General features: G+C 68.1%; 21 protein-coding genes. 9 read left to right on the plus strand and 12 right to left on the minus strand.

The genetic code is table 11. The annotated features are described in order from the left end of the window. Window positions 1-15: 15 nt before the first annotated feature. From NS2_RS03745 to NS2_RS03755, 3 genes are all read left to right on the plus strand, one after another. Window positions 16-924 carry an acetaldehyde dehydrogenase (acetylating) gene (locus tag NS2_RS03745; protein ID WP_036545265.1) on the plus strand — a complete coding sequence of 303 codons (909 nt, stop codon included), beginning with the start codon at window positions 16-18 and terminating at the stop codon, window positions 922-924. A 12-nt stretch (window positions 925-936) separates the two neighbouring features. Continuing rightward, window positions 937-2,001 (plus strand): 4-hydroxy-2-oxovalerate aldolase, encoded by a 1,065-nt coding sequence (gene dmpG / locus NS2_RS03750; RefSeq protein WP_033085607.1) that lies wholly within the window; start codon window positions 937-939, stop codon window positions 1,999-2,001. Window positions 2,002-2,365: 364 nt separating this feature from the next. Beyond that, window positions 2,366-3,034 (plus strand): endonuclease domain-containing protein, encoded by a 669-nt coding sequence (locus tag NS2_RS03755; RefSeq protein ID WP_143161171.1) that lies wholly within the window; start codon window positions 2,366-2,368, stop codon window positions 3,032-3,034. 70 nt (window positions 3,035-3,104) lie between these two features. On the opposite strand, the gene NS2_RS03760 is transcribed toward NS2_RS03755, so the two are convergent. Beyond that, window positions 3,105-3,317, minus strand: a complete 213-nt coding sequence (locus NS2_RS03760) for a DUF433 domain-containing protein (RefSeq protein WP_033085678.1) — start codon at window positions 3,315-3,317, stop codon at window positions 3,105-3,107. Between the two features lie 123 nt (window positions 3,318-3,440). Between NS2_RS03760 and NS2_RS03765 the strand changes: the two genes are divergently transcribed. Then, window positions 3,441-3,665, plus strand: a complete 225-nt coding sequence (locus NS2_RS03765; RefSeq protein ID WP_230464070.1) for a glutaredoxin family protein — start codon at window positions 3,441-3,443, stop codon at window positions 3,663-3,665. Between the two features lie 2 nt (window positions 3,666-3,667). Here NS2_RS03765 and NS2_RS03770 read toward each other — a convergent pair whose 3' ends face one another. Further along, the gene (locus NS2_RS03770; protein WP_036545275.1) at window positions 3,668-4,702 is read right to left on the minus strand and encodes an AraC family transcriptional regulator; all 1,035 of its coding nucleotides are present in this window, start codon (window positions 4,700-4,702) and stop codon (window positions 3,668-3,670) included. A 194-nt stretch (window positions 4,703-4,896) separates the two neighbouring features. On the opposite strand from NS2_RS03770, the gene NS2_RS03775 reads away from it, so the two are divergent. Beyond that, entirely contained in the window at window positions 4,897-5,244 is a 348-nt protein-coding gene (locus NS2_RS03775; RefSeq protein WP_033085603.1) for a hypothetical protein, read from the plus strand. A 36-nt stretch (window positions 5,245-5,280) separates the two neighbouring features. Here NS2_RS03775 and NS2_RS03780 read toward each other — a convergent pair whose 3' ends face one another. From NS2_RS03780 to zapE, 9 genes are all read right to left on the minus strand, one after another. Further along, a complete protein-coding gene (locus tag NS2_RS03780; RefSeq protein WP_033085602.1) occupies window positions 5,281-5,826 on the minus strand; it encodes an RNA 2'-phosphotransferase in 546 nt (181 codons plus the stop codon). Then, window positions 5,819-6,253: a hypothetical protein gene (locus NS2_RS03785; RefSeq protein ID WP_033085601.1), complete on the minus strand. Its 435-nt coding sequence runs from the start codon at window positions 6,251-6,253 to the stop codon at window positions 5,819-5,821. Before NS2_RS03785 ends, NS2_RS03780 begins: the two co-directional genes overlap by 8 nt. Beyond that, window positions 6,250-7,524 carry a DUF58 domain-containing protein gene (locus NS2_RS03790; RefSeq protein ID WP_033085600.1) on the minus strand — a complete coding sequence of 425 codons (1,275 nt, stop codon included), beginning with the start codon at window positions 7,522-7,524 and terminating at the stop codon, window positions 6,250-6,252. Before NS2_RS03790 ends, NS2_RS03785 begins: the two co-directional genes overlap by 4 nt. A 159-nt stretch (window positions 7,525-7,683) precedes the next feature. Then, window positions 7,684-8,649 (minus strand): AAA family ATPase, encoded by a 966-nt coding sequence (locus NS2_RS03795; protein ID WP_033085599.1) that lies wholly within the window; start codon window positions 8,647-8,649, stop codon window positions 7,684-7,686. Between the two features lie 40 nt (window positions 8,650-8,689). Next, window positions 8,690-9,193 carry a hypothetical protein gene (locus NS2_RS03800; RefSeq protein WP_033085598.1) on the minus strand — a complete coding sequence of 168 codons (504 nt, stop codon included), beginning with the start codon at window positions 9,191-9,193 and terminating at the stop codon, window positions 8,690-8,692. After that, window positions 9,190-10,128 carry a DUF4129 domain-containing protein gene (locus NS2_RS03805; protein ID WP_231992946.1) on the minus strand — a complete coding sequence of 313 codons (939 nt, stop codon included), beginning with the start codon at window positions 10,126-10,128 and terminating at the stop codon, window positions 9,190-9,192. Before NS2_RS03805 ends, NS2_RS03800 begins: the two co-directional genes overlap by 4 nt. 289 nt (window positions 10,129-10,417) lie before the next feature. Beyond that, on the minus strand, window positions 10,418-11,875 hold the full coding sequence (locus tag NS2_RS03810; protein ID WP_063897690.1) for a UDP-glucose dehydrogenase family protein: 1,458 nt from the start codon (window positions 11,873-11,875) through the stop codon (window positions 10,418-10,420). Beyond that, window positions 11,875-13,107: a glycosyltransferase family 4 protein gene (locus tag NS2_RS03815; protein ID WP_045436143.1), complete on the minus strand. Its 1,233-nt coding sequence runs from the start codon at window positions 13,105-13,107 to the stop codon at window positions 11,875-11,877. The genes NS2_RS03810 and NS2_RS03815 overlap by 1 nt, the downstream gene beginning before the upstream one ends. Before the next feature lie 137 nt (window positions 13,108-13,244). Next, window positions 13,245-13,421 (minus strand): AFG1/ZapE family ATPase, encoded by a 177-nt coding sequence (zapE, locus tag NS2_RS35795; RefSeq protein WP_081985623.1) that lies wholly within the window; start codon window positions 13,419-13,421, stop codon window positions 13,245-13,247. A gap of 74 nt (window positions 13,422-13,495) precedes the next feature. On the opposite strand from zapE, the gene NS2_RS35800 reads away from it, so the two are divergent. After that, entirely contained in the window at window positions 13,496-13,963 is a 468-nt protein-coding gene (locus tag NS2_RS35800; RefSeq protein ID WP_052085972.1) for an ABC-F family ATP-binding cassette domain-containing protein, read from the plus strand. Here the strand turns inward: NS2_RS35800 and NS2_RS03830 are convergent. Then, window positions 13,956-14,273, minus strand: a complete 318-nt coding sequence (locus tag NS2_RS03830) for a hypothetical protein (RefSeq protein ID WP_033085597.1) — start codon at window positions 14,271-14,273, stop codon at window positions 13,956-13,958. The two genes, NS2_RS35800 and NS2_RS03830, sit on opposite strands and share 8 nt — an antisense overlap. A 124-nt stretch (window positions 14,274-14,397) precedes the next feature. Here NS2_RS03830 and NS2_RS03835 point away from each other — a divergent pair, with 124 nt between their 5' ends. From NS2_RS03835 to NS2_RS03845, 3 genes are read left to right on the plus strand one after another with little or no spacing between them, the layout of a single operon-like run. After that, entirely contained in the window at window positions 14,398-14,610 is a 213-nt protein-coding gene (locus NS2_RS03835; protein WP_033085596.1) for a hypothetical protein, read from the plus strand. Window positions 14,611-14,615: 5 nt separating this feature from the next. Further along, on the plus strand, window positions 14,616-14,825 hold the full coding sequence (locus tag NS2_RS03840) for a type II toxin-antitoxin system VapB family antitoxin (RefSeq protein ID WP_033085595.1): 210 nt from the start codon (window positions 14,616-14,618) through the stop codon (window positions 14,823-14,825). Continuing rightward, the gene (locus NS2_RS03845; protein WP_033085594.1) at window positions 14,822-15,256 is read left to right on the plus strand and encodes a PIN domain-containing protein; all 435 of its coding nucleotides are present in this window, start codon (window positions 14,822-14,824) and stop codon (window positions 15,254-15,256) included. Before NS2_RS03840 ends, NS2_RS03845 begins: the two co-directional genes overlap by 4 nt. Window positions 15,257-15,281 lie beyond the last annotated feature (25 nt).

Genomic DNA, 15,281 nt, shown 5'->3' on the forward strand with positions numbered 1-15,281 from the left:
GAGTAGGAGAACCCAGTGACTGCAAGCAAAGTCACCGCCGCGATCGTCGGGTCCGGCAATATCAGCACCGATCTGCTGTACAAGCTGCTGCGTTCGGACAAGATCGAGCCGCGCTGGATGATCGGCATCGACCCGGACTCCGAGGGCCTCAAGCGCGCCCGCGGCCTGGGCCTCGAGACCTCCGCCGAGGGCGCGGACTGGCTGCTGGCGCTGCCGGAGAAGCCGGACCTGCTGTTCGAGGCGACCTCCGCGTACGTGCACCGGGCCTACGCGCCCAAGTACGCCGAGGCGGGCATTCGCGCCATCGACCTCACCCCCGCCGCCGTCGGCCCGGCCGTGATCCCGCCGGTCAACCTCGACTCGCTGCGCGACGAGATGAACGTCAACATGATCACCTGCGGTGGCCAGGCGACGATTCCCATGGTGCACGCGGTGTCTCGCGTCGTGCCCGTCGAGTACGCCGAGATCGTGGCGTCGGTGTCCTCCGTGTCCGCCGGTCCCGGTACCCGCGCGAACATCGACGAGTTCACCAAGACCACCTCCGCGGGCGTGGAGACCATCGGTGGCGCCAAGCGCGGCAAGGCGATCATCATCCTGAACCCGGCCGAGCCGCCGATGATCATGCGCGACACCATCTTCTGCGCCATCCCCGAAGACGCCGACCGCGACGCGATCACCGAGTCGGTGCATCGCATGGAGAAGGCCATCCAGCAGTACGTGCCCGGCTACCGGTTGCTCAACGAGCCGCAGTTCGACGAGCCGTCGCTGGTTTCCGGTGGCATGGCGAAGGTTTCGATCTTCGTCGAGGTCGAGGGCGCGGGCGACTTCCTGCCGCCGTACTCGGGCAATCTCGACATCATGACCGCGGCCGCCACCCAGGTGGGCAATGTGCTGGCCGACCAGATCATCTCGGCTCGGGTGTAAGGAGAACCGCCAATGAGCAATCCCAATGTCCCCAAGCCGTTCTCGGCCGACCTCGACGTCCGGGTCACCGACACCAGCCTGCGCGACGGCTCGCACCACAAGCGCCACCAGTTCACCGTGCAGGAGGTGCGTGACATCGTCGGCGCGCTCGACGCCGCCGGTGTCCCGGTCCTCGAGGTCACCCACGGTGACGGCCTGGGCGGCTCCTCGTTCAACTACGGTTTCTCGAAAACCCCCGAGCAGGAACTGATCAAGGCCGCCGCGGAGACCGCCAAGCAGGCCAAGATCGCCTTCCTCATGCTGCCGGGTGTCGGCGTCAAGGAAGACATCAAGATCTCGCAGGACAACGGTGCGAGCATCTGCCGCATCGCCACCCACTGCACCGAGGCCGACGTCTCCATCCAGCACTTCAATATGGCCCGCGACCTCGGCCTCGAGACCGTCGGCTTCCTGATGATGGCGCACTCCACCACACCGGAGAACCTCGCCAAGCAGGCCCGCATCATGGCCGACGCCGGCTGCCAGTGCGTGTACGTCGTCGACTCGGCGGGCGCCCTTGTGCTGGACCAGGTCACGGATCGCGTCTCCGCCCTGGTCGCCGAACTCGGCAACGACGCCCAGGTCGGCTTCCACGGCCACGAGAACCTCGGCCTCGCCGTCGCCAACTCCGTCTACGCGGTGCGCGCCGGTGCCACCCAGATCGACGGCAGCGCACGCCGTTTCGGCGCGGGCGCGGGCAACCTCCCCGTCGAGGCTTTCATCGGCGTCTGCGACAAGCTCGGCATCAAGACCGGCGTCGACTTCTTCGCCGTCACGGACGCCGCCGAAGACGTTGTCCGCCCGGCCATGCCGAGCGAATGCCTCCTCGACCGCCAGGCGTTGATGATGGGCTACGCCGGCGTCTACTCCTCCTTCCTCCGCCACGCCGAACGCCAGGCCGAACGCTACGGCGTCTCCGCCGCCGAAATGCTCGTCCGCGCAGGCAAGCGCAAACTCGTCGGCGGCCAGGAAGACCAACTCATCGACATCGCCCTGGAACTCCAGCGCGAAAAGGAAAAGGCCACCGCCAACGCCTGACCCCGCATCCCTCCTGGGCCGCAACCACTTCCGGTTGCGGCCCAGTGGTATTTCAAGATCAGGGAGCTGTCACGGAGGGATATCGGACAAATCTCCGCAGTGAGAACTCCCTGATCTTGATCTGCGGGAGGGTGTCGGTGGGGTGGGGGAATATGGGGGCATGGGGGAATTGAGTGGGCCTTTTGTGGGGTCTTGGGCGGTGGCGGCGGGGCTGGTGACGGTGTGGGGGCTGCGGGGTGGGGGTTATCGGCGGGTGATGACCGATGTGTATGTGCCGCGGGGGGTTTTGCTTGGGCCGCGGGAGAGGGCGGTGGCGGTGGGGTGCTGGGCGAAGAAGCGGGGGGTGCTCGTTGGGGTGTCTGCTATGGCGATGTTCGGGAGTCGGTATGTGGACGAGGGGCTTCCGGCCGAGATCGCGTTGCGGAGTTCGCGGCATGCGCCCGAGGGGGTGCGGGTGGTGCGGGATCGGATCGCGGAGGACGAGTGGTGCGAGATCGACGGATTTCGGGTGACGACGCCGGTTCGCACCGCGTACGACATCGCACGGCGGTATCCCCGCGACGTAGCGGTACCCCTCCTCGATTCTCATTGCGGCACAACGGGAATTCGACCCGAACAGGTTCTGGACCTCGCGACCGCAGCCAGCCACAGCAGGGATCGTGGCGTGTCGCACGTCCACGCAGCGCTCTCCCTCGTGGACCCGGGCTCCGAATCACCCCAGGAGTCCCGAACCCGCCTGCTGCTGATCGACAACGGATTTCCGAGCCCGCAAACCCAGATCGTGGTGCGGGACGGTCGCGGCAACTTCGTCGCCCGCCTCGACATGGGCTGGAGCGAATGGCAAATCGCCCTCGAATACGACGGCGCTCAACACTGGACCGACCCGAAACAGCGCTCCCGAGACATAGACCGCCTCGCAGCCCTCGAATCCCTCGGCTGGATCATCATCCGCCTGACCGCCGCCCACCTCCGCAACCCCCACCTCATCCTCACCCGCCTCCGAGCCGCCATTGCCACCCGAGCCATCCGGTGACACCAAGATCAGGGAGCTCTCACCGCGGTGAATCGGACAGATTTCCGCAATGAGAGCTCCCTGATCTCGTTCAGCATGCGGCGCGAAGGGGGGAGGCGGAGTAGCACGTGGCGGCTATGAGGTCTTCGCGGGTGAGGGTGGGGCAGTCGGTGAGGAGTTCGGTGGGGGTGATGCCGCTGCGGCGGAGGGCGACTATGAGGGCTACGGGGTAGTGGGTGCCCGCGATGATGGGTTCGCCTCGGCAGATGCGGGGGTCGATGGTGATGCGGTGGAGGAAGGCCATGAACGGCAAGCGTAGGGATCGGATGTAATCGAACTCTGAGGTAGCTGTGACCCGGGGCTGTGGGATGTGGGACCGGTCGGTCGGACGGGATATGGCAGAGTCGGGCGCATGGACCAGGTGGTTATGTACGGGGCCGATTGGTGCGGGGACTGCCGGCGGGCGAAGGCGTGGTTCCGGGAGAACGGGGTGGCGTTCGCCGAGATCGATGTGGAACAGGATGAAGCCGCGCGGGAGCGGGCCGTCGAGATCGCGGGCGGGCGGAAGAACATTCCGGTGATCGTGACGCCGGACGGGACCGTGCTGATCGAGCCGACCAATGCCGAGCTCGCCGCCGCGCTCGCGAACTGATCTCACACCCGGACCGAGACGCGCCCCCGGTTCTCGCGGGCGAACTGACCCGGGGATTGGCCCTTCCAGCTGCGGAAAGCCGAGGTGAAGGCGGAGACGCTGGCGTAACCCAGGCGAATCGCGGCCTGTTCCACCGTCATTCCGGCCACCAGGAGTTCCTCCGCGAGCAGACCCACTGTCTCCGTGGAGAGTTCCCGGAAGGTGGTGCCCTCGTCGGCGAGGCGGCGGCGCAGCGTGCGGACGCTGACGTCCAGTTCGGCCGCTATGCGCGATTGGTCGGCTATGCCGCCCCTCGAGATGAGGAGCTGGCGGACCCGGCCGCTGATGCCCAGGCGGCGCTTGCGGCGCTGCATGAGTTCGGCGCACTGCTGCTCGTAGAAGCGGGCGGTGGCCGAATTCGCCTGGGGCAGTTGCAGATGCTGGATGCTGGAGGGTCCGGTGACGACCGAGCGGGGCGAATTGAAGACGACCTCCTCGACGCCGAGCATGGCGCCGAACATCTCGTAGACCGGATGCGGCGAGAAAGCGACGGCGACGCGGGTGATGGGCGGGCGCATGGGCATGACGTCCTGCTGAATGGTCCAGATGGCGGCCACATCCCGCTCCACCGCGAAGCGCCGGACCTCGGGCGGCACGCCGGTGTCGTCGCGCACGATGGAGACCTCCTCACCATTGATGACGAGGTGGTGCTTGGCCACGGTGAAGGACAGATCGGCGTAGCGCAGCGCCAGATCCACGGCGTCGCGCACGGTCTGACAGCTCATGCGGGCGAAGCCGAGGACACCGAGACTCGGTGGGTGACAGAGTAATCCGGCCATAAGCCCCATTCCGGGCTCGTCGCCGACGCCGGCCACGACATTGCGCATCAGGGACAGCTCCTGCGCCAGGGTGATCTCGGCGGTCGAGTCCATCAGATCGCGCTCGCGAATTCCGGTGTGGCGCAGCAGATCCGGCGTCGCGAGCCCGCGTGCCACCGCGAACTCGACGAGAAGCGCCGCGCTGGTGATGGAGCGCAGCTGAGCCTGACCGTCCGTCACATCGAAATGGTCGCAAACTTTCAGCGTGCCAGGGGGCGGAACGAGCGGGGAAGTTGCTGAAAGCGGCCGAAATTCGATTGTTTCTGACCCAGGAGGCACTGGAGGCGTAACGTCTTCAGACATACGGTGAATATCTAGCTAACCAACTGAATACCTAGCTGACTACAACCGATAGACATGGAGAAGGTGAACCAATGGCCGCCTGGCAAGTGTTCACGGCCACCCTCGCAACGCTCGTGATCATGGCGATCGCAATCATGAGCCTGCACCACCCACACCAGGATCCGAACCGGCTCTCGGTAGATCGGATCCGAGATCGAATCAACAGCGAGCACAACGCATTAGCGTTGGCGACCACCGACCCCTCGTCGTGGTCGCACCTCGCCCCGGACCACCCGCTGGGTGTCCAGGAAGCCCACCGCACCATGCAGCAGCACCGCCGCTGCCCGGTTGCGGAATGCGCGCGCAAAGCCGCGGCATTCCGGGCGCTCATCGACGCGGGCCGCATCAAGCCGACCCGCATGCCACCCGCCCTGCAATAGTGGCCACGCCGTCCCACCGGCTACCGAACGGGCAGTTCAGAGCCCCGACAGGTAGCCGGGCGGGACGGCGGCCGCCAACCAGACCCCGTTGGCGCTGACCCGGAAAACGTGCCCGTCGCGGTTCATGGCCGCGGCATCCACGGTCAGCACCACGGGCTTGCCACGCCGGGCCCCTACCTTCAGCGCGGTATCCAGATCCGCCGAAAGATGGACGTCGTGGCGGCGCATGGGCTTCAGGCCTTCGGACCAGATTCCGGCCAGGGCCGCGGCAACGGTGCCGTGGTAGAGCAGATCGGGCGGCGTGCTCGCCCGATATTCCAAGTCAACGTCGACACTGTGTCCCTGACTCGCGCGAATCCGAGTCCCCGTCGCATCGAATTCGAAGCGGCGCTTGTTGTTCCGCGCCACCACCTCGTCGAGCTCGGACCGGGTGAGTGTGCGTCCGTGACTGCCCAGCGCCGCGAGCAGCCCCGAAACCTCCACCCACCCGGCCGAGTCCAGCGTGAGGCCGATCTCGCCGGGCGCGTGGCGCAGATGCCTCGACAATCGCTTCGAGGTCTTGACCATGTTCTTTTCATCCATGCGTTGCACGGTCGTCCACCAGAACGCGAACAAGCAAGGCATATAACAGGATCACGGTGAAGGGCGCGAGGATCGGAATCCAGGTCAGGCCGGCGGGCAGCACGGTGGCCGCCCCGGCCGCGGCGGTGAAGACCAGCGCGCCCGCCACCGACGGCACGGTGGTCGGCACGACCCCGACCGGGGCCGACACCGTGGCCGTATTCAGCAGATAGGTGGTCGCCACCAGCCCGATGCCGCCTGCCACCAACGCCCCGGTCCCGATCCAGGCCAGCGCCGCCATGGCCGACAGCACCGCGAGCACCGCGCTCACCCGCCATCGCCAACCGGCCACGGCGAAGACCGCCACCGGAATCACGGCCCACGGCAGCACGATCGCGACCGCGGCCGCGAGCAGCAGGCCGGAGAGCACGGCCAGGAACTTGGTCATCGGCGGACCCTCGCGGTGCGGCGGTGTTCGGGCAGCAGGCGCATGACCTGGTCGAGGCGGGCATCCGCGGGCCAGGACACGATATCGACGCCGACGGTGCCCATATCGCGGTACATGGAACTGCGCTCCAGCTGCCACATGCGAGCCAGGGTGGGGTCCAGGTCCGGGCCGAACGGGGTGCCGCGCAGCACGTCGACCACGACCACGACGTGCCCGCGCTTGCGCAGATCGATGAGGGCCAGGGCGAATTGGGTGTCTAGCAGCGTGGAGAAGGCCACGACCACCGCGCCGATCGGCACCGCGGCGTGCGGCGCGAGGGTGCCCTGGGTGAGGATGTGCTCGTCGCCCACGTCCAGGACGGCGTCCACGATGCGGTAGAACTGGCGGCGGCCGATATCGGGCCGCAGCCAGCGCGGGCTGCGGCCCAGGCAGACGACGGCGGTGCGGTCCCCGGCCTGGAGCGCCGACTGGGCGACCTGGGCCGCGCCGCGCACGGACAGCTCCAGCGAGTCCGACGCGGGACCCGGGGCCTGTAGCGAAGTATCCAGCAGCACAACGACATCCGCGGCCCGGTTGGTGAACCGCTCGGTCACGAACAGCTGCCCGCGCCGCGCGCTCACCGGCCAGTTCACCGTGCGCAGCTGATCCCCGGGCGTGTAGGCGCGGATATCGGCGTACTCCACGCCGGGCCCGTGCCGCCGGGTCAGGTGGGTGCCGATGCGTTCGGGAAGCTCGGTGCGCGGCAACCGCATTCGCTGCGGGTCGGTGATGGGATAGACGTACACCTCACCCGCGGGCAGCCGCACCGACGCCACCGCCAGCCCGGCCGGACTCAGCGCACTCACCCGCATCGGCACCGGATAGCGCCCCCAGCGCGGCGCCGACAGCGCCAGCCGCAGCCCCGCGGGCGCGGCCCCGGAGTCCACCGTCTCCTCGACATGAACCTCCATGTCGTGCAACGGTTCCGGATGCAGCCGCAACAGCGCGTGCCCGCTCTCGACGAACGCGGCCGCGGTCAGCACCACTTCTTCGGTCTCGAAACACCGCAGCACCCCGGCCCCGTCGACCTGGATGCGGGTCCGCGACTGCTGTAGCGGCGCGGTGGCCAGCACCCCGAGCATGGGCGCGGCGAAAACCACCAGCTGCCACTTCCCCAGCACCACCGCCAGCACCAGCGCGGGTGCGGACACCGCGGCGAGCATGAACACCAATGGCGCGGGCCGCCAGCGCAACTCGGCCTCAACCGCCGTAGTCGTATCGCGATGCTTCACGTCGGCCCGCCCGTCATCAGGGCGTGCTCAGCGACTGCCCCGCCCGTCATCCCGGCGCGGTGGCCGGGATCTCCCTTGGCACAGTGGATTCCGGCCGAAAGCATGCCGGAATGACGAGGAGGGTCTGCCGCGCAGGTGGAGCTGTGACTCATGTGCGGCTCACGCGGGCGTGCTGGCGCGGGGGACCGGGAGGCGGCGCAGCAGTTCGGAGATGACGTCCTCGCCGCGGATGCGGCGGACCCACATTTCGGGGCGCAGGGTGATGCGATGGGCGATGGCCGGGATGGCGAGGGCCTTGACGTCCTCGGGGACCACGTAGTCGCGGCCGTTCAACAGGGCTCGGGCGCGGGCCATCTGGACCAGGTCGAGTTCGGCGCGGGGGCTGGCGCCGACCTCCACCTGGGGATGGCTGCGGGTGGCGGCGGCCAGGGAGACGACGTAGCCGACCACGTCGGGGTGGACGGTCACGTATTCGACGGACTGCCGCATTTCCATTAGGCCGTCGGCGTCCACGACCTGGGCGATCTGGGCCGGTTGCGAGCCGCGTTCGAGGCGGCGGCGGATCATGTTCATCTCGTCGGACTCCGACAGGTACCCCAGCCGCAGCTGCATGGCGAAGCGGTCGAGCTGGGCCTCGGGCAGCGGGTAGGTGCCCTCGTACTCGATCGGGTTGTCGGTGGCGAAGACGATGAAAGGCTGTGGCAGCGGGAAGGTTTCACCATCGATGGAGACCTGCCCCTCGGCCATGGCCTCCAGCAGGGCGGCCTGGGTCTTGGGCGGGGTGCGGTTCACCTCGTCGGCCAGCAGCATATTGGTGAACACCGGGCCGCGCCGGAAACTGAAACGGCCCGAATGCATGTCGTAGATGGTGGAGCCGATCAGGTCGGCGGGCAGCAGGTCCGGGGTGAACTGCACGCGGGTGAAGTTCAGCCCCAGCGCCGACGCGAAGGAGCGCGCGATGAGCGTCTTGCCCAGTCCGGGCAGGTCCTCGATGAGGATGTGGCCGCCGGAAAGCACCGCGATCATGATCAGCTGCAGTTCGTCCCGCTTGCCGACCACGACCCGGGCCACTTCACGCAGCACCGCATCGGTGCGCTTGATGGTCACGTCCATCGGTGATGTCATCGCATGTCTCGCATCTCATCTCACATGTTCGGTAGCGGGCTCACATGTTCTGCAAGCAGCGCAGGATCTCGTCGAGCGCGGCGCGCCCGGGTGCGCTGTTGGCCTGGTCGCGCAGCGCCGAATTGGCCGGATCCACCCAGCGCCACAGGTCGGGGCCGAATTGCAGTTGTCCCGCCACCTCCAGTGCGCGCCGGTTCTTGGCCATCCGGTGCCCGCTGGTCAGCTCGAATTCCTTGGCCAGCAAGGGGCGCAGGTGCCGATCCCAGTCGGCGCGCGAGCCCTCGGATCGGTCGGCGAGCATCTGGGCCCGTGCCTGCCAGCGGCGCAGCATGTCGACGGGGCCGTTGTCGATGTCGTTGTCGTCGGGTTCGGGGGGCGCCAGTCGCCGGGACCGTTCCAGCAGCGACCACACCAGCAGTCCCAGCGCCCCGGCCACCGGAATCCCGGTGACCGCCAGCAGCGTCTCGCGTTGATTGCCGAAGGCCAGCGCCTCGAACAGCCCGACCAGCGCCAGCGCGCCCACCACGATCGCGATCCGGTTCATGCGGCCTGCCCTTGCAGATCAGCCAAAACGATACGCAGCAGCTGCTCGGCCCGCATCCGCTGCCACTCCAGCATGGAGTGCGGACTGAACCGGGCCTCCTCGAACAGCGCCACCAGTTCCCGCGCCGAGGCGTCGTGCAGAAAGCCCCGATCGAAGGCGCGCGCCAGCACCTCGGAGGGGGTGTCCGAGGCCAGCGGCGCGACCTCGCGGGCCGTCGCCAGGCCGCGTTCCATGGCGACATAGCAGGCGATGATGGCCGTGCGCGGATCCTGACCCGGCGCGATCATGGCCGCCAGACCCATCTCCGCCACCTTGGCCAGCGACACCGCCTCGCCGGGCACGGCCTTGGGCAGCGGGGTGCGCGCCAGCGAGGGCGCACGGCCCGAACCCACCGCCACCACGATCAATCCGGTCATGGCCACGAAGACCAGGACACCCGCGCCGATGCCGACCAGCAGCAGCGCGGTGCCGGTCAGTGGCGGTGCGGACACCGTATCCGGAGCCGTGGCAACGGTTTCCGGGGTCAGTGTGCTGCCCGTGGGCCCGGCGGCCGGCTGCTGCCCGACCTCGCTCTGCCGCTCCGGCGTCACCAGATACACCGAGATCACCGCGGTGACGATCAGTGCGATGCCCGCGATGCCGATCAGCACCAGCAGCCCGATGCGCCGCAATCCCAGCCTGCTCGAGGCGTTCTCGCGGTCGGGTTCGGGCATGGCCAACGGCAGCCGATGCTGGCTGTTCACCACCCCGGCCACCAGGATCACCATCGATACCAGCAGCAGCACGGGCATCAGGGCCAGCGAAACGGCGGACGAGGGATGCGGGGTGGCGGGGCCTCCGGTTCCCGGAATGTAGCCGCGCAGTGCGACGACAGCCAGCATCACGAGCGCGATCAAGCCGATCGCGCGCGCTGCCACCGTCCCCACCCCAGTCACGAACACTCCTAACGGGCGCAGTCGGCGTAGCCGTCCTTTGACCAGCGCATGGCCGGAGCGAATGCGGAGGTACGCCTAACCAGAGTCCAGCAGAAAACAGGCACATAGTTACATGCCAAGCGGTTCGTCAGGACCAAAATCGTGAACCTGGAATCACATACACGAACCACATGAATCCGCAACCTGCACTGTCGTAAAAGAAACTCGGGCCGGGGTGGCACCCCGACCCGAGCATCCGGTCGAACGAATTCAGGCTGACTCGGAGGGCGTCAGACCGTCTCCAAGGGGGTCAGGCCGTCCGGCGCACCCGGGCACGCAGTCGGGTCAACGGGGACGGCGTCTCCAGCCGCGCGGACGGCGCGGCGTACGGGGTGATGACCGGGGTCACCGTCGCGATCCGCGCGGGCGCGGTGCGCGTTTCCGTGCGCTCCACGAGCCGTCCCAAGGCCCGGAAGTCCCAGCCCGCGGCCAGCCACGGCTCCGGATCCAGCGTGTTGCGCGCATCGATGATGACCCGTCCGCGGGCCACCTTCCGCAGAAAAACCGGGTCCAGCTCCCGGAATTCGCGCCACTCGGTCAGGTGCAGCACCACATCGACCTCGTGCAGCGCGGCGGTCGCGGTGGCGGCGAAAACCAGCTGGGGCGCCACCGCGCGCGCCGGAACCGTTGCGGCGGGGTCGAATACGGTCACGTCCACCCCGGCCGCGTGCAGCCGGGCGGCCACATCCAGCGCCGGTGAATCCCGCACGTCGTCGGAGAGCGGCTTGAAGGCCGCGCCCAGCACCCCGACCCGGCCCGAGGGCCGCCGTCCGCCGCCGAGCAGTTCCAGGGTCTCCGCGACCACGCGTTCGCGCCGACGCAGGTTGACGGCGTCGATGTCGCGCAGGCACTCCACCGTCTCCCCGGCCCCGAGCTCGGTGGCGCGAGCGATCAAGGCGCGCACGTCCTTCGGCAGGCAGCCGCCGCCGTAACCCAGGCCCGCGCCGAGGAACTTGCGGCCGATCCGGTCGTCGTGGCCCAGCGCGTCGGCCAGCAGCGTGACATCCGCGCCGGTGCGGTCGCACAGTTCGGCCATGGCGTTGATGAACGAGATCTTGGTCGCCAGAAAGGCATTCGCCGACACCTTGATCAGCTCGGCGGTCGGCATATTGGTGATCACCACCGGTGCGCCCGCCGCGATCGGCGTGGCGTACACCTGGCGCAGCGCCCATTCCGCGTCCGGCGTGGTCACGCCGAAGACCAGGCGATTCGGGTTCAGCGTGTCGAATACCGCGTGGCCCTCGCGCAGGACCTCCGGGTTCCAGGCCAGATCGACCGAAATCCCTTCCGGCGCCAGCTCGGCGATGCGCGCGGTGAGCGCCTCCGCGGTGCCCACCGGCACCGTGGACTTGCCGACGATCAGGCAGTTGCGGGTCAGATGCGGGACCAGGCCGTCCAGCGCGGAGTACAGCTGCGACAGATCGGCCGCCCCGTTCACCCCCGGAGGCGTTCCTACACAGAGGAAATGCACATCGGCGAACTCGGCGGCCTCGATCAGCGAGGTGCCGAAGCGCAGCCGCCCGCCCGCGACGTGCCCGGCCAGCAGCTCCGGCAGTCCGGGCTCGTGGAAGGGCACCTGCCCGGCGGACAGCGCCGCCGCCTTGGCCGGATTGTTGTCCACCCCGAGCACTTCGAAGCCGAGTTCGGCCATGCCCGCGGCATGGGTGGCACCCAGGTATCCGGTGCCGATGACGGAGATGCGGAGCATCAGGATGCCTCCTTGGTGGCCGGGACCTCGCCCGGCGATGAATCCGATGGCAGGCGTTCCGCGATAACCTCGCGGTAGTGACGGACGAGCAGGTCGTGGACCGCAGCCCAGGACCGGTCGCGCACGCTGCGCACGGCGGTGGCGGCGGTCTGCTCGCGCAGCGCCGGATCCTCGATCAAGCGGCGCACCAGCGCGGTCATGGCCTCGGCGTCGCCGGGCGGGTACAGGAACCCGGCACCCGGCGTGATCACGTCGATCGGCCCGCCCGACCTGGGCGCGACCACGGGCACCCCGGAGGCGAGCGCCTCCTGCGCGGCCTGGCAATAGGTTTCGTGGCGGCCGGTGTGCACGAAGACGTCCAGTGAGGCGTAGGCCGCGGCCAGCTCGTCACCGTGCAGCACGCCCAGGAACTCCGCCTCCGGCAACAGCTTTCGCAGCCGCTTCTCCTCGGGCCCGCCGCCCACGATGATCAGCTTCACGCCCGGCAGCGGCCGCAGGTGCGCGAGCAGCTCGAGCTCCTTCTCCGGCGCGAGCCGGCCGATATAGCCGATCAGTGTCTCGCCGTTGGGGGCCAAGCGCTTCCGCAGTTCCGCCGACCGCCGGAAGGGGCCGAACTGCTGCAGGTCGACGCCGCGTGGCCAGCGGCCCAGCCCCGGAATCCCCATCAGCTCCAGCTGGCGCAGGCTGGCGGTGGAGGGTGCGAGGGTGCGGTCCACGCGCAGGTGGATGCGGCGGGTCAGCGCGGTCATGGCGCGCACGCCGCCCGGCAGGTCGTAGCGCAGCGCGAAACCCACCAGATCGGTCTGATAGATGGCGATGGTCGGCACCCCGAGTTCGCCCGCCACCTTGGCCGCCTGATAGCCCAGCGTCGCCGGGGAGGCGATGTGCACGACATCGGGCCGGAATTCGCGCATGATCTTGCGCAGCCGGCGGCGGGTCTCGAGGCCGATCCGGAAGTCCCGGTAGAACGGCAGGCGCGCACCGCGCACCACGTGCACGCGGAAGCCCGCGTATTTATCGGGCCCGGTCGGCGCGACCAGCGTGGCCTCGTGACCCTTGGCGGCCAGGTGGTCCAGCACCCGGCGTACGGAGTTGGTGACGCCGTTGACCTGGGGAAGAAAGGACTCGGCGACGACCAGTACCCGCAGCCGGGCGCTGTTTCTGAGGTGAGGGCTACTCGGTATGCTCGGGTTCCGCGGCGCGGAATCCCTTGCCTGCTCGCGGATTCGCATCGGTCCCCTCCGGTTCGGTGCAGCTCCTGACGCCACGGTAGGAACCGGCCCGCAACGCAAGACCCCCTGCGCGTTGACGGCACGTGAACCGTGTACGTCGATCAAGTCGGCCAGTTCACCGGGGCTTCGCCGGACGGCTATACAGACTCGAGGTTTACCGGTTCTCGCAGTTCACCGAGGCGGCTCAGGGTGCGGTAGAGATCGGGCACGCGCTCGATATCGCCGCCCAATTCGGACAGTGGCACATCGGCGAAGATCGACAGCTCGAGGTCGGCGTCGTAGAGCACGTCGACCAGATTCACGAAGCGCGTCACCGGAGTCGTGCACGTGGAATTCGTCGAAGCAGATCAGCTCGGCGTCGCCCAGCAGCGCGTCCGCGGAGGCGCCGATGTTTCCGTACTCATTGATTCCGGCATTCAGGCGCGCGCTGATCGAGGGCATCGTGGATCGCATCGCGACCCGTTCCCGGACCGAGTTCGCCGCGCGCGAGCCCGGAATGGACGAGATCGATCCGGAGCTGCTCGCGCACAGGATCGCGAGCTGGCTGGATCGCCTACTGGCGCAACGCCGCAACCACCTGATCGCGCGGCAGGCGCTCATTGTCGAACTGCTCGGCGATGCCGAACTGCACGCGAAGCTCGCGGGCTGCCTGTTCTCGCATCGGCACGCCACCACCCTGTTCGAGACCCTCGGCGCGACCGACCCGGCCACGGCCGCCGCGGATTTCATCGCGGTCATCGAGGGTCTGGTGTTCGATCGCTTCGCCGGTGCCCGTGCCGGACTCGCACCGGCCACCGCGAAGAGCGTGCGGCAGCTGGCGACCGTGCTGGTCGTCCAGTTGCGGGCCGTCAATTAGTCCGGTAGTGGACATCCCAGAAGCGCAGGCTGGGCCAGGGCGGCTGCTTGAACACCGCCAGCGTGGCCAGCGTCGCCGCCACCAGGCCGGTGAGCACCCCAATCGTGGCGATGCGGGTGGCGTCCAAGGCCGCTTCCCACTTGACGTCGCCCTCACGAATGACCAATACCCCGATCGGCCGCGCCCCCCGCCAGGGGTTGACGGCCGCGACGGTGATGACCGTTGTGCCATCCGAAGTCTCGTGTGGCTCGCTGTAGACCAGCGTGCCCCCCATCGCCGGCAGTTCGTTCAACCGTTCCCGCAAGGTCATCGTGACCCCTTCCCCACAGGTGAATCCCGCCCCAGGCTACGCCGGGCGACGTGATCGCCGCTGAAACTTGCTCAACCGCAACCGATCCAGAATAAGCGGACATTATGACCGGCTATCTCGGAACATGCTCCCCTTCAACAAGATCGGCATCGTCTTCGGCGGCCTGACCCCGCCCGAACACCTCACCGCGAGCGCCGCCCTGGCCGAACGCCTCGACGATCAGCTCGAGCGCTTGGCCTCGGAGGTGCTTTCAGCCGACACGACATCCAGCCATCCGGGACAGCGTCGGCAGCGAACCAAGAGTATTGCCGACACTAATGCTGGAGACATATCGTGAGACATATGAAGACGATGATCGACCTGAACGACGAAATGCTGGCGCTGGCGGCCAAGGAGCTTGGGACGACCACGAAGAAAGACACGGTGAACGCCGCGCTGGAGTTCGTAGCACAGCGGCGTCAGCGCATCGAGCAGGTGCTGAACGATCCCTACGGGATCGGGGTGGGACCGGACATCGGCGATCCGGAGGTCATGGGCCAGGCTCGTCGATGAGTGAGCAGATTCCCCTGCGCCTGCACCTCATAGACACCTCTGCCGCCGCCCGAATCGGCAACGAAGCAGTTCGGAATGTCATCGTCCGGATGATCTCCGACCGAACCGCGGCCACCTGCGTGACGGTGGACCTCGAGGCGGGGTATTCGGGCCGGAATCTGGCGGATGTGCAGAACATCGCCCAGCGCCGCCGGGCACTGTATGCGAATTTGCCGATCAACGAGAGCATCGCGGAGCGTGCCCGCGAGGTTCAGATGCTCATGGCTCGCCACGGTCGACATCGTGCGGCCGGCATCGTCGATCTGATGACCGCCGCGATCGCCGAATTTCACGGTGCGGCAATCGTGCATTACGACGCCGACTTCGAGCACATCGCAGCCGTAACCCGGCAACCGCACGTGTGGGTCGTACCGAAGGGCAGCATCGACTGAGGGCCGAAGCACGAGAGGGATCACC

Origin of the sequence: Nocardia seriolae NBRC 15557 (assembly GCF_007990715.1) — a bacterium.
Lineage (GTDB): Bacteria > Actinomycetota > Actinomycetes > Mycobacteriales > Mycobacteriaceae > Nocardia > Nocardia seriolae.